The organism is Marivita lacus, assembly GCF_014637725.1.
GTDB classification, from domain to species: Bacteria; Pseudomonadota; Alphaproteobacteria; order Rhodobacterales; family Rhodobacteraceae; genus Marivita; species Marivita lacus.
Window position 1 is genome coordinate 37,478 of sequence record NZ_BMFC01000016.1, and the last position, 20,914, is coordinate 58,391.

At 63.7% G+C, this 20,914-nt stretch carries 22 protein-coding genes; 19 read left to right on the top strand and 3 right to left on the bottom strand.

Annotated elements, in window-relative coordinates; genetic code table 11:
- The first annotated feature begins 34 nt into the window (after window positions 1-34).
- From IEV82_RS20190 to IEV82_RS20210, 5 genes are all read left to right on the top strand, one after another.
- Window positions 35-2,290, top strand: a complete 2,256-nt coding sequence (locus IEV82_RS20190) for a PAS domain-containing sensor histidine kinase (protein WP_229747936.1) — start codon at window positions 35-37, stop codon at window positions 2,288-2,290.
- A 1,443-nt stretch (window positions 2,291-3,733) separates the two neighbouring features.
- Entirely contained in the window at window positions 3,734-5,341 is a 1,608-nt protein-coding gene (locus IEV82_RS20195; RefSeq protein ID WP_188483889.1) for a phage portal protein, read from the top strand.
- Entirely contained in the window at window positions 5,338-5,598 is a 261-nt protein-coding gene (locus IEV82_RS20200) for a hypothetical protein (RefSeq protein WP_188483890.1), read from the top strand. The genes IEV82_RS20195 and IEV82_RS20200 overlap by 4 nt, the downstream gene beginning before the upstream one ends.
- Window positions 5,595-6,971 carry a S49 family peptidase gene (locus IEV82_RS20205; RefSeq protein ID WP_188483891.1) on the top strand — a complete coding sequence of 459 codons (1,377 nt, stop codon included), beginning with the start codon at window positions 5,595-5,597 and terminating at the stop codon, window positions 6,969-6,971. Before IEV82_RS20200 ends, IEV82_RS20205 begins: the two co-directional genes overlap by 4 nt.
- A 16-nt stretch (window positions 6,972-6,987) precedes the next feature.
- Window positions 6,988-7,359 (top strand): head decoration protein, encoded by a 372-nt coding sequence (locus IEV82_RS20210; RefSeq protein WP_188483892.1) that lies wholly within the window; start codon window positions 6,988-6,990, stop codon window positions 7,357-7,359.
- On the opposite strand, the gene IEV82_RS20215 is transcribed toward IEV82_RS20210, so the two are convergent.
- Window positions 7,360-7,692: a type II toxin-antitoxin system HicB family antitoxin gene (locus IEV82_RS20215; RefSeq protein WP_188483893.1), complete on the bottom strand. Its 333-nt coding sequence runs from the start codon at window positions 7,690-7,692 to the stop codon at window positions 7,360-7,362. It lies immediately after the preceding gene.
- Entirely contained in the window at window positions 7,689-7,943 is a 255-nt protein-coding gene (locus IEV82_RS20220) for a type II toxin-antitoxin system HicA family toxin (protein ID WP_188483894.1), read from the bottom strand. Before IEV82_RS20220 ends, IEV82_RS20215 begins: the two co-directional genes overlap by 4 nt.
- An 87-nt stretch (window positions 7,944-8,030) precedes the next feature.
- On the opposite strand from IEV82_RS20220, the gene IEV82_RS20225 reads away from it, so the two are divergent.
- The 12 genes from IEV82_RS20225 to IEV82_RS20280 all read left to right on the top strand — a co-directional run bounded on the left by IEV82_RS20225 (window position 8,031) and on the right by IEV82_RS20280 (window position 18,961).
- Window positions 8,031-9,062 carry a major capsid protein gene (locus IEV82_RS20225; RefSeq protein WP_229747937.1) on the top strand — a complete coding sequence of 344 codons (1,032 nt, stop codon included), beginning with the start codon at window positions 8,031-8,033 and terminating at the stop codon, window positions 9,060-9,062.
- Between the two features lie 336 nt (window positions 9,063-9,398).
- Entirely contained in the window at window positions 9,399-9,812 is a 414-nt protein-coding gene (locus IEV82_RS20230; protein ID WP_188483895.1) for a hypothetical protein, read from the top strand.
- Window positions 9,809-10,603, top strand: a complete 795-nt coding sequence (locus IEV82_RS20235; protein WP_188483896.1) for a hypothetical protein — start codon at window positions 9,809-9,811, stop codon at window positions 10,601-10,603. Before IEV82_RS20230 ends, IEV82_RS20235 begins: the two co-directional genes overlap by 4 nt.
- The gene (locus tag IEV82_RS20240) at window positions 10,603-11,115 is read left to right on the top strand and encodes a phage baseplate assembly protein V (RefSeq protein ID WP_229747938.1); all 513 of its coding nucleotides are present in this window, start codon (window positions 10,603-10,605) and stop codon (window positions 11,113-11,115) included. Before IEV82_RS20235 ends, IEV82_RS20240 begins: the two co-directional genes overlap by 1 nt.
- Before the next feature lie 11 nt (window positions 11,116-11,126).
- A complete protein-coding gene (locus tag IEV82_RS20245; protein ID WP_188483897.1) occupies window positions 11,127-11,426 on the top strand; it encodes a PAAR domain-containing protein in 300 nt (99 codons plus the stop codon).
- A 74-nt stretch (window positions 11,427-11,500) separates the two neighbouring features.
- Window positions 11,501-11,794 (top strand): hypothetical protein, encoded by a 294-nt coding sequence (locus tag IEV82_RS20250; protein WP_188483898.1) that lies wholly within the window; start codon window positions 11,501-11,503, stop codon window positions 11,792-11,794.
- Between the two features lie 288 nt (window positions 11,795-12,082).
- Complete coding sequence (locus IEV82_RS20255) at window positions 12,083-12,505, top strand: GPW/gp25 family protein (protein WP_188483899.1); 423 nt, start codon at window positions 12,083-12,085, stop codon at window positions 12,503-12,505.
- Window positions 12,502-13,356: a baseplate assembly protein gene (locus tag IEV82_RS20260; RefSeq protein ID WP_188483900.1), complete on the top strand. Its 855-nt coding sequence runs from the start codon at window positions 12,502-12,504 to the stop codon at window positions 13,354-13,356. Before IEV82_RS20255 ends, IEV82_RS20260 begins: the two co-directional genes overlap by 4 nt.
- Complete coding sequence (locus IEV82_RS20265) at window positions 13,353-14,819, top strand: phage tail protein (RefSeq protein ID WP_188483901.1); 1,467 nt, start codon at window positions 13,353-13,355, stop codon at window positions 14,817-14,819. Before IEV82_RS20260 ends, IEV82_RS20265 begins: the two co-directional genes overlap by 4 nt.
- 12 nt (window positions 14,820-14,831) lie before the next feature.
- Window positions 14,832-15,527 (top strand): BW3TFN family phage tail fiber component, encoded by a 696-nt coding sequence (locus IEV82_RS20270; protein ID WP_188483902.1) that lies wholly within the window; start codon window positions 14,832-14,834, stop codon window positions 15,525-15,527.
- A gap of 15 nt (window positions 15,528-15,542) precedes the next feature.
- Window positions 15,543-18,746 (top strand): DUF4815 domain-containing protein, encoded by a 3,204-nt coding sequence (locus IEV82_RS20275; protein ID WP_188483903.1) that lies wholly within the window; start codon window positions 15,543-15,545, stop codon window positions 18,744-18,746.
- 8 nt (window positions 18,747-18,754) lie between these two features.
- A complete protein-coding gene (locus IEV82_RS20280; RefSeq protein ID WP_188483904.1) occupies window positions 18,755-18,961 on the top strand; it encodes a hypothetical protein in 207 nt (68 codons plus the stop codon).
- Window positions 18,962-18,990: 29 nt separating this feature from the next.
- Here IEV82_RS20280 and IEV82_RS20285 read toward each other — a convergent pair whose 3' ends face one another.
- On the bottom strand, window positions 18,991-19,506 hold the full coding sequence (locus tag IEV82_RS20285) for a DUF3592 domain-containing protein (RefSeq protein WP_188483905.1): 516 nt from the start codon (window positions 19,504-19,506) through the stop codon (window positions 18,991-18,993).
- Window positions 19,507-19,639: 133 nt separating this feature from the next.
- On the opposite strand from IEV82_RS20285, the gene IEV82_RS20290 reads away from it, so the two are divergent.
- Together IEV82_RS20290 and IEV82_RS20295 are read left to right on the top strand one after the other, a co-directional pair.
- Entirely contained in the window at window positions 19,640-20,128 is a 489-nt protein-coding gene (locus tag IEV82_RS20290) for a hypothetical protein (protein ID WP_188483906.1), read from the top strand.
- 11 nt (window positions 20,129-20,139) lie between these two features.
- Window positions 20,140-20,904 carry a hypothetical protein gene (locus IEV82_RS20295; protein ID WP_188483907.1) on the top strand — a complete coding sequence of 255 codons (765 nt, stop codon included), beginning with the start codon at window positions 20,140-20,142 and terminating at the stop codon, window positions 20,902-20,904.
- The last annotated feature ends 10 nt before the right edge of the window (window positions 20,905-20,914 follow it).

Sequence of the window (20,914 nt, forward strand, 5' to 3'; positions counted from 1 at the left end):
TCTTTCATCCAGGTCAGTGGAAAGACAATTTCAATTGTTGCACAGGACAGGAAAAGACCACCTGAAAGAATGGGCGTTTGCAGTGCTTATCCTGATTTTGTCGCGCGACCTCGAGTTGCGGTTCGTTTCACACACGGAGTCCACCCCAGCGTTTCGGCCGTCAACAGATACCGTTGGCCTGCCCGTCGAGGCTTCAAAGGCTCTGATTGAAGCCGATCCCGATCTCCCGCTTGACTGCAGAGCTGCATTGGAGCGCGGCCATGTGCAGACACGCAGTATCGGCGACCCTGCTGGAGAGGGGTATTTGCGCCGGATTTCGGTCCGGAAGGCTGATGATGGTCGCCTGGAGGAACTGGTCGTCAGCTATGAAGCTGGGCCTCTCGCTCCACGTACAGAGCTCAGCAAGGTCCGCCGTCGCCTCGCGAACGCAATCGAGGCTATTCCCGACCCAGTTGCGTATTTCGATGCTGAAGATCGTCTTGTTCTGTGCAACACACTCTACTCCAACTTGCATATTGGGTCAGGGTCCGAGGTCGTCGTGGTTCCGGGCATGCGGTTTGAAGATGTCCTGCGACAGGACCTTGCGAATGGTGCTCTCGAAATGTCCGAGGAAGCACAAACCGCATGGCTCTCCGAGCGGCTTCGAAAGCGGCGCGATCCAGTCTTTGAGACAGAAATACGGATGCGCGACCGCCGCTGGTTCCGGGTCGTGGACCGGGCGACAGAAGACGGGGATCGCGTTAACGTTCTGATCGACATCACAAGTCTGAAGACGGCGCAGCGCCGACTCGAAGAAGTGGAGCTGGGCTCAAGGGTTGGCTTATGGTCGCTTGACTTGGTGACTGGGGAAAGCTCCACAAACGTTTATTGGGCTGAGATGCTCGGCTACGACCCAGACACAATGGGCACAATCGGTTTCGAGGACTGGCGCGCGCTCGTACATCCTGACGACGTGCAAAAAGCTGTGTCAGGGTTCAATGACTGTATTGCAGGCACGGCAGATCGGTTTGAAATCGAGTATCGCATGCGTCACAGGAACGGTCAGTGGATCTGGGTTCTGGGTCGCGGGGGCGTCGCAGATCGAGATCCAGAAGGCCGGGTGCGTCAGATAGCTGGTGTGCTTCTTGATATCAGCGCACGCAAAGCGCTCGAAGCCGAGTTGGGTCTGCGCGCGGCCGCCGTCGAGGCGTCGGCCGATGCGATCATGATCACCGACGGATCGGGGTGCATAATTGATGCCAATCCGGCCCTTCTCAGTCTGTTTCGTGCCAAAAACCAAACCGACCTCCTCGGACACCCGTGGCATCGGCTCTATGATCGATCGGCAGCCGCAGACCTCGCGGCGGAGGCTTTCCCCAGCCTTCGATCCGAACAGCATTGGCGGGGCGAGGTGATCGCTACGCGTCTTGATGGGAGCCTGTTCGAACAGGCCCTCAGCATGACGGAAATGCCCGACGGCAAGATTGTGCATGTCAGCAGAGACATCTCGGCGATCAAGGCGCTCGCCAGAGACCAGCGGGCGCTACAGGAAAAGGTGGAATTGGCTCAAAGACAGGAAGCCATAAATCTTCTGGTTGCTGGTTTGACGCATGATTTTTCGAACCTGCTGGCTTTGATCTTGCATCTGTCCGATCCGGCATCCGCTGACGCAGCCGTCCTAGCGACCATTGATGTCCGAGCCGAAATCCACCGCGCAGCTCGCCAAATGGTGAACCTTCTGGAACCCTTGCAGGGTTATGTTGCCGGGACTTCGACCCTCGAAGAAGTGGACTTCGTGGACATCGTTCGCAATGCAACGAAACTCACAGCGCTCGGTGCGCCGCGGCTTCTGAGCGTCGAAAGCGATCTGCCCGACCAGCCTATGATGACGTTGGTCGATCCGTTGCGTCTCACACAGGTTCTCTTGAACCTTGGCCTGAACGCGCGTGATGCCATTGGGCACGAAAAGGGAACGATCCGCTTCGCCCTATCACAGGGCAGCGAAGCGCCAGAGGGCGTGACGCTGGATGTGGGGCAGGTCCCTGACGCCCCCTTCGCCCATCTCATCATCTCTGATACCGGACCCGGTATCGAAGCGGATATTCGGGAAAAGATATGGATGCCATATTTCACGACCAAGGGGGGACAGGGTACAGGGCTGGGGCTCGCGCTCATCGCGGAAATCGTGCGCGACGTGGGCGGAGGGATCGCATTGCAAACGATGCCTCGACGGGGCGCCACCTTCCATATCTTGTGGCCGCTGACAAAGTCCCCCGCTCAGGCAATCGCTTATGCGGCAGGAGTGCAGTAGGAAAAATCCCAGCTGGAGAGCCAAGAAAAATCTTGCGTCACCCGGCTGCAAGTTGGACCGGCGCCATCCATAGAGACTGACTTGATTGTCACTTTTGAGGCTGCGCCGTCGCACTCAACGAAAGTCGCCCAACAATAACGGAGGCGGCTGCGTGCCGCGGCACCAAGGTGATCCAGCCGCTACGACGACGGAACCAGGAAAGTTGAAAAGCAGTCAGCGTAGCGCGGCGGATCACCGCGCGTGGTGGCAGCGCCCCGAGTGGTGGCAATGACCATTGAGAAAATGGTTGGGGGCGCTGCCGGTGCCCGTGTCGATGCGCGCGCCAACAACACAGCGACAAAGGCGAATGCAGGCGCGTTTCGTCACGAGTCTCGCTCTACGAGGCGATGTAAAGCCGAGACGCGGCGCAGACTGCAAGAACGATGAATATTGTTTGAGGTATCTGATGCGCCGCCACCGATCCACATGTCGCCCAAGAAAGTGGAGGTGACGGCGCGCCGCCAGCGCGAACATAGCGCCTCAGCAGCACTGCAATCGTAGGCCATGCAATTGATTCAGCAAAACCTGCCGACAACCTTGGCTGAGCTGAGCAGGCACTCTCTTTTGATAGTGACCAAATTGTCACTTTCATGGCTGCGCCGCCGCCAACATCGCATGGTACCCCAGGTCGCGGAGGCGGCGGCGCGCTGCGGGCGCGATTTGCGCGCCACGGCAGCAGGCTGAATAAATAGCGCCAGCGCCGGCTCAAGAGAAGCCGAATGCACAGAGCGCAGCGCGGCAGGCCACCGCGCAGGGTGGCAGCGTCCTCCAACGAGGAGAGCTAATGACTGAAAGGAGGACGCTGCCAATACCCCTGTTGATGCGCGTGCCTTAGAACTTCACAGCAACCGGGGCGGATGCAGCTCGGTATCGTCACGTATCCCCCACTACGGGGAAAGATAGACCGCAAAAATCATGGCATGTTCAATGGACGCGCACATGAATACCGGTATTACGCTTGGAGAAACAGGGGCAAGGTTTTGGCAGCGCCCTCTGTTTGGATCAACCAGACCAACACGGAGCGTTTGAGGACGCTGCCCGTGCTTTCTGTCGTATGATGGGAACGCACGACATACAGCACATGCAGCCTCTCATCGCCAAAATCTGAGGCTGCGCAATCAGTTAAAAAACGAACTCTAAAAAATACAAGAAGAAACTGTGTTGAAGCCGCTGCCTTCAACGCATCAGGAACGCGGAGGCAACGGCGCGCGGTTGGCGCAGAACAGGTGCAGGTCAGCCGCTGTGGGTAGATCGCGCTGACGAGACCGTGCCAAAAGATCAAATTCAACCGTGCTGGATGCGTCGCCGCCAGCGGCACAGTCCTCCCAAACCTGCGGCGGCAGCGACGCCCTGCAGTGACGCTTCGTGTTCGCGCGCTCCAGCAGCGTGAGAGAGGTAATTCACATGTTCGTGAAGTCAAAGCTTCGTGGCCTGTTCTCCAAGGCCTTGCCACCTGCCCTGATGCCCCCAGACGCCCCACTCCTCCGACCCTCGGGCAAATACATGCGCGGCGGTCGGGGTGTGACCTTTGCGGGGTGGAAGCCTGCGCTGCGGGAGGCGCAGGACGATATCGGCGAGGCCTGGGACGATGCAGCGGCACGGGTCAAGGATCTGCTGCACAACAGCGGCTGGCTGGCCGGTGCCATGGAGCAATGTGTGGCCAATACCGTGGGCACGGGGCTGCAGCTGAAGGCCCTGCCGGAGAACGAGACCTTCGGCATGACGCCTGCGGAGGCGTCCGATTGGGCCAAGACGGTGGAGCGGCGGTTCGAGCTCTGGGCCCGCAGCGCACAGGAATGCGACATTCAGGGCCTGCGCACGTTTGGCCAGATGCAGGCGGCGGCGTTTCGGTCCTGGCTGGTGACCGGGGAAATCCTCGCGGAGCTGCCCTGGCGCAAACGCCCGTGGAACCGCTACGGCACGAAAGTGCGTCTGCTGCCGCCGCAGCGGCTGTCGCGCAAGACCGAAAGCCTGCGACGACTGATCAACGGGGTCTACACGGATGCTGACGGCATGCCGGTGGGCTACAGGGCGATCCGCAAGGACCTGTTTCGTCATGATGTGGAATATGACGTGCGGGCGCGGGACCGGGCGGGACGCCCGCGGGTGATCCATGTCTTCGAGGGTGCGCCGGGCACGCATCGGGGCATCTCGCCGCTGGTTCCGGCACTGCAGGTGGCGCGGCAGTTCGACCAGTTGGCGGATGCCACGCTGATGGCGGCGATCGTGCAGACGCTCTTTGCGGTGACGATCACCTCGGACGAGCCGACCGAGCAGGTGCTGGCGGGTCTGCTGACCCCGCAGGAGCAGGCGCAGATGCTGGCGCAGGGTGTGTCGCCGATGGAGGCCTATATCGAGATGGTGGCGGGGTATTATGACGACAGCACGCTGGATGTCGGGATCAATGGCCGGCTGGCGCATCTGTTCCCGGGTCAGGAACTGAAGTTCCACACTGCCAACCAGCCATCTTCGGAATACGCGGCCTTCTCGATGCATCTGCTGCGGGAACTCGCTCGGTGCCTTGGGCTGACCTATGAAAGCGCCACAGGCGACAATGTGGGGGCGACCTATTCCTCGCTGCAGGCGGCGACGACGGAGATCTTCGCGATCACGAAAGCACGGCGGCGCAGCATCATGGCGCCGTTCTGCCAGCCAATTTATGAAGCCTGGCTCGAAGAAGAAATCGAAGCGGGCGGCGTGCCGTTTCCGGGGGGTGTGGCAGGGTTCATGGCCAACCGCACGGCGGCGTGCCGGGCGGAGTGGCGTGGCGATCCGCGGCCGCAGGCGGACGATCTGAAGAAAGCCAAGGCGCATGAGGTCTGGAAGCGGCTCGGCGTGATGTCGGATGCGATGATCTGCACCGATCTTGGGGCCGATGTGGACGATGTCTACCAGCAGCTGGCGCAGGAACGGGCCTTGCGGGCCGAATATGGTCTTCCCCAGCCGCAGATGATGGGGGCGCAGGGCGGTGGTCCGGGTGCGGCAGACGACGGCGATGAGGCTGAGACATGACGATCCACATTGATGAGGCTGACCCCTGCGCGGCGGCGGCCAGCTTGCGGCAGGTCTATGTCCGGCTTGTTGCGGGCCAAGGCGCCATGGAGGTGCGTTTCCGGGCCGGATCGAACGGGGTGGAACGGTCGGTGCGGTATCACAGCGCGCATCCCGCCCGGCTCCTGACGGTCATTCGGGGTTTTGAACAGGAGTGTGCCAAGCTGCAGGGCCACGGCCCGCGTCGATTTGCACTTTCTGCAGGAGGGATGAGATGACCGAACCACCGGACATCCTTCAAAGCCACGCAGGACCGTCGCTTGCCCAGATCGCGAGCCGGGTTCTGAACCGGCCGCTGCTGCTGCATCCGGACAAGGTCGATCTGATCCTGCATGTGCTGCAGGGGCGGATCGGCATCGCGCCTTTGACGGCGCCAGACCCGCAGTCGAACCGCTTCGTTGGCACATATCGCCGCGACAATGGCAGCGTGGGGTCGCTGCGCGTGGAAAACGGCGTGGCGATCCTGCCAATCGTCGGCAGTCTAGTGAACCGCGGCGCTTGGATTGGGGCCAGTTCGGGACTCGTGTCTTACGAGGGCATTGCAGCGCAGCTGAGGGAAGCACGAGCTGATCCGGAAGTTCGGGCGATCCTGCTCGACATCGACAGCCCCGGTGGCGAGGCCACGGGCATGTTTGCGACAGCCAGACTGGTGAGTGCGATCAACCAGACCAAACCGGTCTTGGCCTTCGTCAATGATGTCGCTGCTTCTGCCGCCTATGGCATTGCCAGCGCGGCCAGTGAGGTCATTGTCTCGCCGACCTCGATGGTCGGATCGATCGGCGTGGTGCTGACCCATTTTGATCGCTCGGGGGAACTTGAAGACCGCGGCGTCAAGCCGACGCTCATTCACGCGGGCGCGCATAAGGTGGACGGCCATCCGTTTGGACCGCTCTCGGACGCCGTGCGCGCTGACCTGCAGGCGGAGGTGATGAAGATTTATGACCAGTTTGTCGGGTTGGTCGCCGAAGGGCGTGCAGGCCAGATCAGCGCCGACGCGATCCGGGCGACGGAAGCCCGCACCTATCTCGGCACCGATGCCATTGCCCAAGGCCTCGCCGACCGTGTGGCGAGCCTCGACGAGGTGATCGCCACCTCTGCACAACCGCCCTCCGGGGCACGTCCCCAGAGAAAGGGAGGACCCATGACCAAGACTTCACAAAACACAGCTTTAAGCAGTGGAACGCCCGTGTCCGCCAGCTTCGCCGGCGCAGAACAGGCTGCCGGTGCCATCAGTCCCGCTGATCTGCAATCTGCCGTGGATACGGCGCGGACGGACGCCCATGCCGCTGGTGTCACCGCTGGCAAAGCTGAGGCCACGGCGCGCATTGCCACGATCCTGACATCACCCGAGGCCGAAGGCCGGGAGGCACAAGCCCGCGTACTGGCGCTCGAGACCGAGATGAGCGTCGCGGATGCGGCGAAGGTCCTCGCGGCGTCGCCGAAGGCCAGTATGTCAGCGTCGATTGCGGATCGCGCTGCACAGGAAGCTGAGCTCGGGGCGGAAACCCCGGCAGAGTTCCACAATCGCGCCGAGCGCAGCATCGCCGGCTGGGCCAAAGCCGTCACCAATGCCAATGCGCGGTTCGGCTGAATAGGAGATCAAGACCATGACAGTTCTCACCGAAGGCCGGCATCCCGGCGAATTCCTGATGACCGAGGCCAATGGCCAGCGCTCGCGGGACAGCATCACCATCGCCAGCGGCGCTGGCATAATCGCGCCAGGCACGGTGCTGGGTAAAATCACGGCAAGCGGCAAATACTTCGCCAGCGCTGTGGGCGCCACCGATGGCAGCCAGACCGCAGTGGCCATTGCGCTCTATGGCTGTGATGCCACCACGCGTGATGTTGCGATTGCCGCCATCACCCGGGACGCTGAGGTGAACGGTAAAATCCTGACCTGGCACCCCGACCGTGATCAGGCCGCCGAAAAGGCTGCTGCCCAAGCTGACCTCGCCTCGGTCGGCATCATCGTGCGCTGATCAACCAGTCGCTCGTGACAAGACATCTTCTGCCCACTGGTTCAGGCTTTTGCCTTCAAGCTCGGCCGCAAGAACGGCTTTGCGGTGCACTTCTGGGCTGACGCGGAACATCATCTTGCCCGAATACGCTTTCTGCGGATCTTTCCCGATCTTCCGGCAGGTTTCCAGATAATCATCTACAGCTTCGTGAAACGCATTCCGCAGGTCTTCGACGGTGTCGGCATGAAAGCCGATCCGGTCTGTGATCCCCGCAATATGGCCTACGAAAAGTTTGTCATCATCGTCGTAAACGATGCGTGCCGCATAGCCTTTGTACGTCATGCTGTTGGTCATGGTGTCACCTTGATGCGCTCCAGAAACTCACGGGCGTCTCGTACCTGATACCGTTTCGCTTCCTTGCCCGGATGCGGACGGTGAAACGTGGCGATCTCGCCATCTTTCTCAAACCTGACGCGCGAACCACGCCCCTCAATCCGCTGCGCACCTGCAGCAAGCAGCAACCCCTCAACCGCCATCCACTCGATCGTGCCCGACACCGGGTCTGTAAAAACGGCAGCCAAGATTTTGCGGTGCTTGCTATTCATGACCGGATTATATGCGCGCTAGCATAAACTGCAAGCATTTTGCCGATTGCAGCGACGGATTACGCCATAAAAAGTAAAGGACCCCCCATGTCGATCCTCAACATCTTCAGTCAGGACGCCTTCAGCGTCATGCGCCTCACGGACGCGCTTCGTGAGATCAAGTACACCCCGTCCCGCATCGGACAGATGGGGCTGTTTCAGACCACCAGCATCGACACGCTGGATATCGCCATCGAGAAGGACAAGGAACAGAACCGCATGCTGGTCTCCGCCAGCCCAAGGGGCGGTCCTGGCCAGACCTTCGACAAATCAAAGCGCGCCATGCGCATGCTCAAGGTGCCCCACTTCCAGGTGGACGATGCCATCTATGCCGACGAGGTCCAGCAGGTGCGCGCCTTCGGTCAGGAAGTCGCCGTCGAGCGGCTGCAGCAGAAGATCGCGGATCGCGCCGCAGAGGCCAGCCAGTTCTTCGCGCTGACCGAGGAATACCACCGGCTCAACATCCTCAAGACCGGTCAGCTGCTCGACGCGGACGGCTCCGTGCTTTTTGACTACTTCACCGAATTCGGCGAAAGCCAGCAGGCGGTGGTGGACTTCGACCTCGACAATGCCAGTGCCACCGACGGCGCGCTGCGCAAGAGATGCGCCGGGGTCATTCGCCAGATGGCCGCCATTCTGGACGGTCTGCCCTATACCGGCATCATGGCCCTGTGCGGGGATGCCTTCTTCGATGACCTGATCGCCCACCCGGAAGTGCGCGAGACCTACAAGGGCTATGCCGACGCGGCGAGCTTGCGCAACGCGTATATCAATTCGGGCTCGTCCGGCATCTACGGCGCCTTCGAGTTCGGCGGCATCACCTGGATGAACTATCGCGGCGGTCAGAATGTCGGCATCGAGACCGACAAGTGCCACCTCGTGCCCATGGGCGTCCCCGGCCTCTTCCGCACGGTCTATGCCCCGGCCGATTACATCGAGACCGTGAACACCCCGGGTCAGCGCCTCTACGGCAAGCAATGGGAGATGCAGAACGGCAAAGGCGTGAACCTCGAGTTCCAGATGAACGCGCTGCAATACTGCACCCGCCCGCGGGTGCTGATCCCGGGCAAGCGGACGTGATGTCAGATATCTCTGACACTTGCCGCAGCGCAGCACATGATGCCACGTCAAGGTTATTCACCCTTGACACCCAAAGGTTGAAAACGGACGCTTTTGATTGCAGGCTTGCCGCGCTGATAAAATGCAGCGCAAAATCAATGTGTTATGAATTGCCTGTTTTTTAGGCATTTTGATGAAAGGCCCCAGATAACGGGGCCTTAGCCTGTTCTATACCGCTGGCTCCACAGATTTATCCACAGATTCTGTGAGCGCAATAACGCTTGCCTTACACCGCGATGCGGGGCCGGGCGGCGACTCGGGATGCGGTTTGGGATGGGAAGACGGAAAGGACCGAGAATGACCCTCTTCAACGATCTGGACGCACAGGTCTCCGGTGCGATTGACGCGGCCTTTGGGGAGGTCGCTGTCCTGCGACCGCGCGCATCAATGCCCTATGCCGAACGCGCAGAGGATCCGTCCCGCCAGGTTGCCACCGTGACGGGTGTGTTCTCGGCGGGGCCCGCAGAGGCCCCTCTCAAGGGCGGTTCTGCGGGGGGTGCGTTTTCCGGCGGCACGCGCATCGTGTCGCAGAGTGCCGAGTTCTGGCTTTCAGCGGAGACGGTTCAGTCACTCGTGGAGCGTCCCCAAAAGGGCGACGCCCTGACGCTGACCGGGCGCGCGGGTGCACCGGTCTATGCACTCTCTCAGGTCCACCCGTCGGACATGGGGGACCTGACCCTGATCCTGGTTCTGGAGGACGAGACGCCATGAGCCTGACACGACTGGCCATGCGCCTTGCGGCGGCGCGCGCGCTGCGGGACAGGACACTGGCGGGCGCGCGGGTGTTCGACAGCGCGGTGGACCCGATTGACCAGACAATCGCCGAGCAGCGTTTGCCGCTGCTGGTGCTGACCACGGATGAGCATGCGCTGGAGGTGAGCGGGCGCGATCTCGGCAGCGGCACGCATCGCTGTGATCTGGTGATCGAGCTTGCCATTGCCGCCCGGGTCGAGGTGCCGGCCGAGGATGGTCAGGGGGATCAGATCACGATTGCCATTCCCCATACCGACGAGGGGATGGAGCTGACGCTGGATATCATGGAGCATCAGGTGGTCTCGGCGTTGACGTGGGACGACACGCCGTGGGCGCGCGTGTGGATGGCGCTGGTGCCACGGGTCCATCAGCGTCTCTCGCGCCGGGGCGCCTCGTCCGAGAACGGTGTGCGCTTTGCAGCCCGCCAGCTTGTGCTGACATGTGATCTGATCGACGCGCCGGTTGGCGGCGCGCCGCTGCCTCACTCCGGGGTATGGGCAGAGGTGCTCTCAATGATGGAGGCTGATCCGGCAATGGCCGGGCTGGCGCGCCTGATCCGCGCGGAGATCGAGGGCACGCTTGTCCCCGAGTGGCGTCGCGCAGCGCACGCACTGGGTGTCCCGCTCGAGGTCTCGGACGGGCTCGGGCTTGGCGCGGGGGACGCGTCTTTGGTGGACCCGGTCGCGTTTATCATGGGCGCAATCAGCACCGGCGCTGGTTTGGTCACCGTGACCGAGGACGCGCCCTGATGGCGGTGCGCGAATTGGTCGAGCTGGTCTCCCGCGTGGCCGAGCTGGAGCGGCGGTTTGCGGGTGTCCTGCGCCACGGCACGGTGGCGGAGGTAGATCCCGAGCGCCAGCGCGTCCGGCTGGACCTCGGCCCGGCCCATGGGGCTGAGGGGCGGTTCCTGTCGCCTTGGGTGCCCTATGCGCAATTCTCGGGGGCGCTGCGCGTGCACACGCCCCCCACGGTGGGCCAACAGCTCACGGCACTGTCCCCCAGCGGGGATTTCCAGCAGGCGGTGGCGCTGCCTCTGACCCATCACAGCGGCAACCCAAGCCCGTCCACGGCGGGCGACGAGAATGTCGTGACCTATGGCAATGTCCGCATGACGCTGGCGGATGATCTGGTGCGGGTCGATGTGGGCGGCACGCGGTTCGAGCTGAGCTCGGCAAAGGTCACGCTCTCCACGGGCGGCAGCAGCATCGAGATGACAGATGCGGGCGTGAAGATCACGGGCGCGCGCATCGATCTCAACTGACGGAGGCGCAGATGCCAGCAGTGGCGCGGATCGGGGACCCGTTTGCAACGGGCCACCCTTGTGACGGGGCGAGCACGATTGCGGGCGGGAGCGGAAACGTCTTTGCCAACGGCATCCGGGTGTCGCGCCGCGGCGACCCCTCCGCGTCGCACACGCGCCTCGTCGGGAAACTGTGCCTCCCGCACACGGTTCCGATCACACGCGGCAGTGCCACGGTGTTCGTCAACGGAATTTCAATTGCCCGCGTCGGTGACGCCATCGACGCAGGCGCCATCACCGGCGGATCGCCGGATGTTTTTGCCGGCGCATGACTGGTCACTGAGCTCTGAGTTGGAAGCTGCAGCTCCAAAAATTCCCCGCAATGAAAGACAAGAAAGGACATCACATGCCACGCTACGCAATCACCGAGACAGCCGGGCGTTTTGTCGCCGGGACCAACAATACCGGCGTCGGCACGGTGCTGACGCTGACCGAGAAACAGGCCGAGCACGAGGTTCGGCTTGGCACGCTATGGCCACTGGACATGATCACCGATGCGCCTGAGCGCACCGCAGATGCGTCGACCGGGGACAAACCCGATGATGGGAGTGCGCTGCCTGCGGCAGCGCAACGCCAAGCGACAGCAGACCCCAAGACCGGTGATGGCCTCGCCAAAAACAGCAAAGAGCGCGGTATGTAATCAGGGCTGCAACCCTGCAGTCCTCAGCCGCCGTCTTTGTCAGCTGTGTCTGCCTTACCGTCTTGCTTTGTCCGCGTGGTCTGGAACACGAGTTCCCTTGGAGCCGGTTTCTTTCGCAGGATCGGTGCTGTGGGTTCTTCGCAGTTCGGGCAGGTCTCATCGGTCTCGCGGAAGGTGCCACCGCAATACATGCATTTTTTCATTGTGATCGTTTCACTCGAGTCGCGTTGCACCTGCGGCAGCGGCTTCTGATGAACGTCCAGTCTTCGGTCAATGGGACACATCGGCATGGTGCCAAATCACAACAACCCCTCAGTTGGCCTGAACGCGGCCACGGGCGGTACGCTCATGGGCTGGTCGCATGTGGTGCAGTCCCTGCAGGACATCTTCACGACGCGGTTTGGCGCGCGCGTCATGCGCGAATGGTACGGCTCGTTTGTGCCCACTCTGCTCGGGCGGCAGATCAACAGATCGGAGGTACCGCTGTTTCTTGCGGCCTTCACCTCGGCGATCGAGCAATGGGAGCCCCGGTTCAAGGTGACGGAGATTGGACTGAAGGATGTCAGCCAGAACGGGGTTGTGCGCCTGTCGATCTCTGGCGAATACCGCCCCCGGGCCCTGCTGGGCGATCCCACCTCCGCCGGTTTGCGCAGCCTGGTCATTGACGCCGACGAGGTCGGTCTCGCGGTTGCAGACAAGGGAACGGCATGAGCACCATCAGCACGATCGACCTGTCCTCTCTTCCGGCTCCGGGCGTCATCGAGGAGCTGGACTTCGAGGTCATCCTGCGGGCGATGCGCGACGATCTGGTTGCGCGCTTTCCGCCGATCGCGCCGGTGATCGACCTGCAAAGCGAGCCCGCGCGCAAGCTGCTCGAGGTCTGCGCCTATCGCGAGCTCTTGCTGCGGCAACGGGTCAATGACGCGGCACGTGCCAACCTGCTGGCCTTTGCGGGGACCACCGACCTTGATCATCTCGCCAGCTTCTACGGCGTTACCCGCCTGACGGACGAGACCGACACCGCGCTGCGCCTGCGGGTGCAACAGCGCATCCAGGGCTGGTCCAATGCGGGAGGTGCCGCGCATTACCGGTACTGGGCCCTGACGGCGGACGAGCGGGTCTCCGACGCAGCTGTCTCCTCCCCAAGCGCGGGCATCGTGCGGATTGCCGTGCTCTCGGCCGAGGACGACGGGGCGTCGTCCGAGGACCTGCTCACGGCTGTGCGGGCAATTGTGCTGCGCGATGATGTGCGCGTGTTGACCGACACGGTCGAGGTGGTCTCGGCCAGCATCGTGCCCGTGGATGTGGCCGCCACGGTTTTTCTCTATCCCGACACCCCCGCTCAGGTGATCGAGCAGCTGCGCGTCGACTTCCCAGCGCGCTTTGCGGCGGCGCGCGGGCTTGGCTGGGATTTGACCCGGTCCTGGATCAACGCACAGCTCCACCCTTCAGGGGTGCAGCGGGTGCATTTGACAGCGCCTGCGACCGACACGGTGATCAGTGCCGAGCAGTGCGTTGCCCTCGGTGCCGTCGAGATCACGTTCGGCGGGCGTGACCGATGACAGAGCCGTCAGTAGACCCATCTTTACTCCCGCCGGGTGCCACCACATTTGAGCGCGCGATGGAGGCCGCGACGGCGCTGGATGCCCGCGCCCCGGCCATCCGGCCCAACGCCCGGGCCAAGCTCGACGGCTTCGATCCGTTTGTGCCCTGGCTGATCTGGGAGTACGGCCTGGGAGACATCCTTCCGTATCTGAGCGATCCGCAACGGGCGCTGCGGGAGGGTATGCGCTGGCAGCGCTTGCGCGGGACGCCAGAGGCCTTGCGCCTTGCCTTCTCGTGGCGCGATCTGGACGGGGTTCAGGTCTTCCAGGAGGAGCCCGGGCAGCACTTCGCCGCGTTTCAGATCGACACGAATGCGGTGCCACCGCTTGAGGACATCGACGATCTCATCGCCCTGGCGCGCCTGTCGGCACCGGCGCGATCACGGCTGGCGCGCATCTTTCACGGCTACGACCTGCGGCGGATCAAGCTGGACGACACGCGGCTCGGTGACGGACTGCTCAGCGATTACAGCGGCGTGCGTCACACAGACGGGCAGACGCGCCTGTCGTTTGGGCGCGTGTTTCCCGCGACTGTGCCCGCGCCGGAGATGCGGACACATGCAGGGATATTCGTCGATCATGTCAGGCGCGCGTTCCTGCCGGGTCGGTTTGTTCTGTCGGACAGCGTGCTCGACGATGACCGGGCTACTCCCAACCCGTTCATCTATCACGCGCACCTGTTCACGCTGGCCAACACCGACGGGGTTCCGGACGAGCCTGCCGACTTCGAGCCTGTGCGCAGGTTCCAGCGGGCGCAGATGGTGCTTTCGGAGGGAATGCGCCTCGGGGATACCAACAGCCGAACACCCCCGGTGGATTGGGTGTTCTACGAGGGGCGCAGGCGGCTCTCCGAGGAGGCTGCGGTCTCCGGCGCTCCGTCCGAGGTGCGGCGCATCCAGCGCACGGAGATGTTCGAACGCAGGGCCGTCGCGTCTGCGCTCGTGCCATTGCCGCACGCCACATTCAGATGGCGCAACACGGTTCGGTACCAAGTCATCGGCGGCCGATCACAGGTTTATCGCCTTTCGGAAACGCGGCGGATTTTACCGCCGGTTTGGTACGCTCAGCCCTCGCGGGCGCTTGCTGCCGAGACCTATGAGCTGGCGGTGCGCGTGCGCGACGCAGTGCGCGCGGACGCGCGGGTCGCCGATCCGGAGCGGTTTACACCGGCTCAAGTGTTGCGAGCTGATGCGCGAGCGGTGGGCGACGGTCTCGCTCTGACGCCCACCAATCCGTCTCGGGCACTGCTGCCTGAGGTCTATGATCCGGCGGCGTCTCCCATCCGGTTCAGTGAAGTGACCGGAGACACAACTTACGCCGGGCAGTTCTGGCTGCCGCTCACTTACGTCGACCAGCCCTGGTCCGAGGTGCAGGTCCTCGTCGGGACCATGCACCGCACGGACACACCCAACACAGACTGACGAGGAGGCCTAATGGCTATCATGACGCGCTCGGGGCGCGCAGCCCTGGCGGACGCAATCCGCCAGCGCCCGCTCCACCTTGCCTGGGGCACAGGCAACACCGCCTGGGACAGCACCGCCCCGCAGGGGGCCCTGACGTTTGGCGCAAACGATGTGCTGCAGTTGCCTCACGCTTACGTCTCAGGCGTGGCGCTTGCCTCTGCGGATGGGATCACGACCTATTCGGCCGGGACAGATTACACGGTGGACAGCTCGACCGGCCGTGTCACGCGGATTGTCACTGGCGGTATCCCCACGGAGGCAACGGTACGCGCAGGCTACACCATCGACACGCCCCCGCCCGATGTGACGCAGACAGGCCTGCTGGGTGAGCTCGGCCGCCGCGCGGTGGACGAAGTGGCCTTCGTGGTTGCAGATGATGCAGGCGCGATTGTCGCCCCCACCGGCCGCTTCACGCTCTCCGCCACACCCACCAACCACCTTTTCGTGCGGGTGCGCTTCGAGTTCGAGGACGCCCCCGATGCGGTGATCCGCGAGCAAGGCCTCTTTGTGGGCACCATCACCGATCCCGCCCTCCCGGCGGGGCTGCGGTATTTTGAGCCGGCCGCCATCACCGACCCCGGCATCCTGCTGATCGTGCAGAACACCGTCCCGATCATCCGCCAACCCTCGACCCGCGAGACCTTCGAGTTCGTGGTCACGTTCTAATCAGGAGGCCCACCCGTGGCGCTTGACCGCTATTACAATCTCTACAATTCGGCCTCCGGCTATGCCGAGCTGATGTTCCGCGCCGGCGACGGCCTGCAAAGCCGCGAGCTGAACGAAGTCCAGACCTGGCTCGCGGACCGCCTCGCCAGGATCGGCGACGCCATCTTCAAGGAAGGCGACCTGATCCGCGATGGCGACGTCTCCGTCGATCCCGCCACAGGTGAGGTCAACCTGGCCTCCGGCATCGTCTACCTGCGCGGCGCGGCGCGCCCTGTTGGTGGCGCCCGCTTCGTCATCCCGGTGGACCGGACGGTCGCTCTCGGCGTGCGCTTTGTCGAGACCATCCTCACCGAGCTCGAGGACCCGGCCCTGCGCGATCCGGCCCTGGGCACCCGCAACTATCAGGAACCCGGCGCCGCACGTCGCAAGGAGCAGATCCTCTGGGGCTGGGACAGCGGCACGCAGAACGACGGCGGCACCGGGGCCTTCCATGCAATCTATACTGTCACGAACGGCTCTCTGGACAGCAAAATCCAGCCTCCCGAGCTCGACGCGGTGCTGCAAACCGTGGCCCGCTATGACCGCGAGGCAAATGGCTCCTATGTCGCCACGGGCTTGGAGCTCACCTATCTGACCCGCGACGATGCGGCGGCGGAGTACGTCTTCTCGCTCGCCGAAGGTGTCGGCAATGTCGGGGGTCTCAAGGTCGAGCGCCCGCAATCCACACGTCTCCGCTGGGCCGTCGATCCGGACCTGCGCCGGGTCAATGCCGAGCCGCATGGCTTTGCCGATGACGGCACCGGCACCGCGGTGATCCCGGTCAATCTCGCCCCCATCGCCGAGGTCACGGACGTCACCATCACCCGCGAGACCCCCGAGACCGTCACCCATGGCGCCTTCACCGGAGCATCGGACCCGCTTGCGAACAGCACGGTGGTTGCGGTCCTCAGCGTGTCACAAGGCGGCACCGCCTATACGCAAGGGGTGGATTACGTGGTCTCGGCTGGGCGGATCGACTGGTCGCCGGGCGGCGCGGAGCCTGCCCCCGGGTCGACCTATTCGGTCACCTATCGCTACATCGACAGCATCGCCCCGGATGCTGTGACGGATGAGACCGTGACCGTCTCGGGTGCCGTGACCGGGACCACGGTGTTCATCGACTATGCCTACAAGCTGCCGCGCATCGATGCGCTGGTGATGAGCGCGGGCGGTCAGCTCTCGCGGGTGCGCGGCGTCTCGCAGACCCTCAACCCGCAGCCCCCGCAGCTGCCGGGCAGCGTGCTGCCTCTGGCGGAGGTGGCGCTGGATTGGTTTGCCGACCGGGTGCCACTGGTGCGCAACACCGCGACCCGGGCCGTGCCCTTTGCGGACCTTGCCGCAATGCAACGCCAGATCAGCGGCCTGTTCCAGCTCGTGGCCATCGAACGGCTGCGCAATGACGCCAACATCACCGACCCCACCTCCAAGCTCGGGGTGTTTGTCGACCCGTTCCTCGACGACGACCTGCGCGATCAGGGCATCCCGCAAAGCGCGGCGGTGCTGTGGGGCGAGCTGACCCTGCCGATCACGGCAGCGGTTCAGGAACCGCCAGAGGGAGCTTCGGCGACGTGGACGCTCGCCTATGAGCTGACACCGGTGCTTGAGCAGCTGGCCAGCACGCGGGCGATGAAGATCAACCCGTACATGAACTTCGAGCCGGTGCCGGCGGCGGTCACGCTGGTGCCATCGGTGGACAACTGGACCCGTGTCGAGACGCAATGGACCTCCGCCATCACCCGGGCCTTCACCTCGGGCTCGGGGCGCTTGTCCCGCACGTCGGTCTCCACCAGCACCGAGCTTGTGTCCTCGACCTCGCGCGCCGCGCTGGACATCCGCCAACGCTCCGTTGGCGTCACGCTGCGCGGCATGGACCCGAACGAGGCGCTGCTGCGGGTGGAATTCGACGGGCTCGACGTGACGCCAGACCCTGCACCCGTGGCAGACAGAGCCGGTGTGCTCATTTCCGCCTTCACGATCCCGCCCGGCGTGCCCACCGGGTCCAAGAGCGTGACCTTTCTGGGCGAGGCCGGATCGTTCGGCGAAAGCACATATACCGCCAACGGGACGATCATCACCAACACCTTCCGCAGTGTCACGACGCGGCGGACGGTGCGCTGGAGCCCGCCGCCGCCACCTCCGCCACCGCGGCCTCCCCGCCGGTGGGACCCGCTGGCGCAGACGCTTGTGCTGGATGTAGACACGGTGGTGGCGGGGCTTGACGTCTGGTTCGACGCGATCGGTAGCGCAGATGCGCCCACGATCGTGCAAATCCGCGAGACCACGGTCGGGTTTCCGAACGACACTGTCGTGACCTCGAGCGAGGTCGACATGGCGACGGTCACTCTGGGTGGGCCGACCCGGGTGGCGTTTGACCCGACCTTGCTGCGGGCGGGTCGCGAATACGCGCTGGTGTTTCTGACCGACGATCCGGACCACGCCCTGCGGGTGGCGGAGCTGGGCAAGTATGACGCCGAGACGGAAACCTGGGTGACGGCGCAGCCCTACCGGATCGGCGTGCTGCTGTCCTCCTCCAACGCCTCGACCTGGACCCCGCATCAGGAGCGGGACCTGAAGTTCCGGCTGCTGGCGGCAAGGTTCACCGAGACGACGCGGACGGTGGCGCTTGGGGAGATCACGGTCTCGGAGAGCACCGACTTCATCGCGCTGGCGGGTGTGGAGCGCATGTCGTCCGAGACCGATGTGACCTTCGTGCTGCGCGACAGCGGTGGCCAGGTGTTCCGCATGACGGAAGGTGCTGCGCTCAATCTGGCGGCGCGCGTGTCGGACAGGCTGAGCGTGGAGGCGGTGCTCTCGGGCTCGGAGCGGTTCACACCGGTTCTCTTCCCCGGCGTGCAGGTGCTGAACGGCGCGCTGGCCTCGGAGGCGGAGTATGTCAGTCGGGCAATCCCGGCGGCGGCGACGTTTGATGTCTCGGTCTATCTCGACACGCTGATCCCGCCCGGGGCCGGTGTGGCGGTGTTCGCCGAGACGGATGCGGGGTGGTCTGCGCTGACGCTGGAGAGCGGGCAGCCGATCGAGAACGGCGGTGAGGAGCGGCACTATGTCGGCGCAGGGCTTGCCGGTGTGGGGGCCGCCACTGTGACCCGCATCAAGATCGCGCTGTCCGGCACCCCGGCGGCGCGGCCGTTTGCCAGCGCCCTGCGCGCCATCATCAGGTGAGGTGATGCATGAGCAACACGGCAGCCACACAAGGCGTGAACCGGGACGAGCGCACCTCCGGGCGGGGCTACCCGCTCCCCCATCCTGACAACACGATGCAGGCGGACATCGAGCGGCTGCGCACCACGCTGGTCGCCGCTGACGCGGACGTCACGGCTCAGATCGCCGAGACCCGGCGGCGCTGGGTGCACGACTTCATCGGACTGAAACTGTGACGGCGTGGCTTTGTAGGGCCACAGTTCGATCACCTTTTGTTGTCGTCTCCAAAGGCTCCATCTGGTCCCAGAACGTCCTCCGGCTTCAGGGTTGGGGGGACGAACGTGCGGGCAAGCGTCCCAAACCACCACAGCAGGATGCTCATCAGGCTAATGATGATCGGCTGGACATAGAAATCCCAGAAGTCAGGGATGACGGCCTCGCCGGGGAAATCAGGGTTGTAGAGAACTGGCACCGTCTGCCCGATGTCATCAGACTTTGCCGTCGAATACACCGAAAAGAAGACATGCTCTTGTCCCTGCATATCCGTGAAGTGGACGTGTGAGGAAACACGCGTTGAGTCCAACCGTGAATATGAACTGTCATCATAGCGGGCGCCTATGATCACACCTTCTGTGCGTTCGAAGGTGAAGAGCGCAACGCCCCGCTCGTAAATCATGCTCAACCCGAGGATCAGTGTGATTGGCGCGACCAGTCGCGTAAGCCAATACGTGGCACGATTGTTCAAACGCTGCGCGCGCGCGTTCTTGTGAAATCCGGCCATTGGCAACTCGCTCCTTTCTCTGAGCCACGCTTCTACACGATTTGCCGCACAAAAGAACGGGCTCGAGGGCGTCGGTCTAAGCGTCTGTACCGGCGAAACAACCAAAAAAGCATTCGAAAACCATGAGGACCCCATGACGGATATCCTGCTGCGGGGCGCGCTGAGCGCCCTCAAGACCAAGATCGAGGCGCTGGCGTCCTCGGAGACGGCCACGGCCGAAGACCTCGCGATGCTGGGCACGGCCCTTGAGCGCATCGCGGGCAAGACCACCGCCATCGAGGTGGAGATGCTCGGCGAGGAACAGCGCGCTGCGGTCTCTGTTGAGGTCGCGACGTCTCGGGACAACGCCTTGCAGGCCATCGCGGATGCGCTGGCAGCGGCGGATGCGGCGATGGCCAACCACTTCAGCAGCATCAACGCGGCGGGGACGGCAGCCTTGCCACCGATCGCGGAGGCGCAAGGTGCTGCGCTTGTGGCTATCGTAACCGAGCGGGACGCGGTTCTGGCAGCGGTCGCCGAAACCACCGAGGGCGCTGTGACCGAGGTCACCGAGACTGCGCTGGCAGCGGTGGCGACGGCCTCCGGCCTGACCGCCACCTCCTTCTTCTTCAATCAACTCTGAGGACCAGGCCCATGAGCATCCTTGCAAACCAGATGAGTGCCGCGGACACGGCGGTGGAGGTCCTGACCATCCCCACCGGACGGCGGACCACCTTCAACATCAATGCGGTGAACACCGGCTCCGACATCGCTACCGTGACGCTTTATGCGGCCTCGCGCGACGCGGTGCGCGTGACCGGGCTTGCGGTGACACACGGCGGTGCCAGCTATGTCGCCATCCCGGACGTGACACTCGAGGGTGGCGGCGGCACCGGGGCCACGGCCACGGCGCGCATGATTGCAGACAGCATGACGCTGGTGGACGCGGGCACCGGCTACAGTGTCGGTGACGCACTTTCGGTGGCCGTGACGGATCAGACGGCAGCGGTGATCACCGTGACCGACGTGGACGGCGCGGGCGCCATCCAGGCGGCTGAGCTGACCTTCGGGGGAGATTACGGAGTTCTCCCAGAGAGCCCTGCGGTGGTAACCGGCGGATCAGGCTCTGGCGCTACCTTCGTGCTGACCTTTGCCGTGCTGAGCCTGACGCTGACCAACCCGGGCACAGGCTTTTCGGAACCCCCAACGGTGTCGTTCAGCTCAGGCACAGCCACCGGCGAGACTGGGATCGATATCGTGCTTGAGCCCAAGCACATCTTCGAGCACGCCGTCGCGCTGAACCCGGGCGGTATCATTTACCGCACAGCGCTGATCCTTGGCCCCGGCGACAGGCTCTACGCACAGGCCGACACAGACACCGTGGCCCTGACCGCCTGGGGCGTCTCGGCGCTGATCTAACTGAACACGA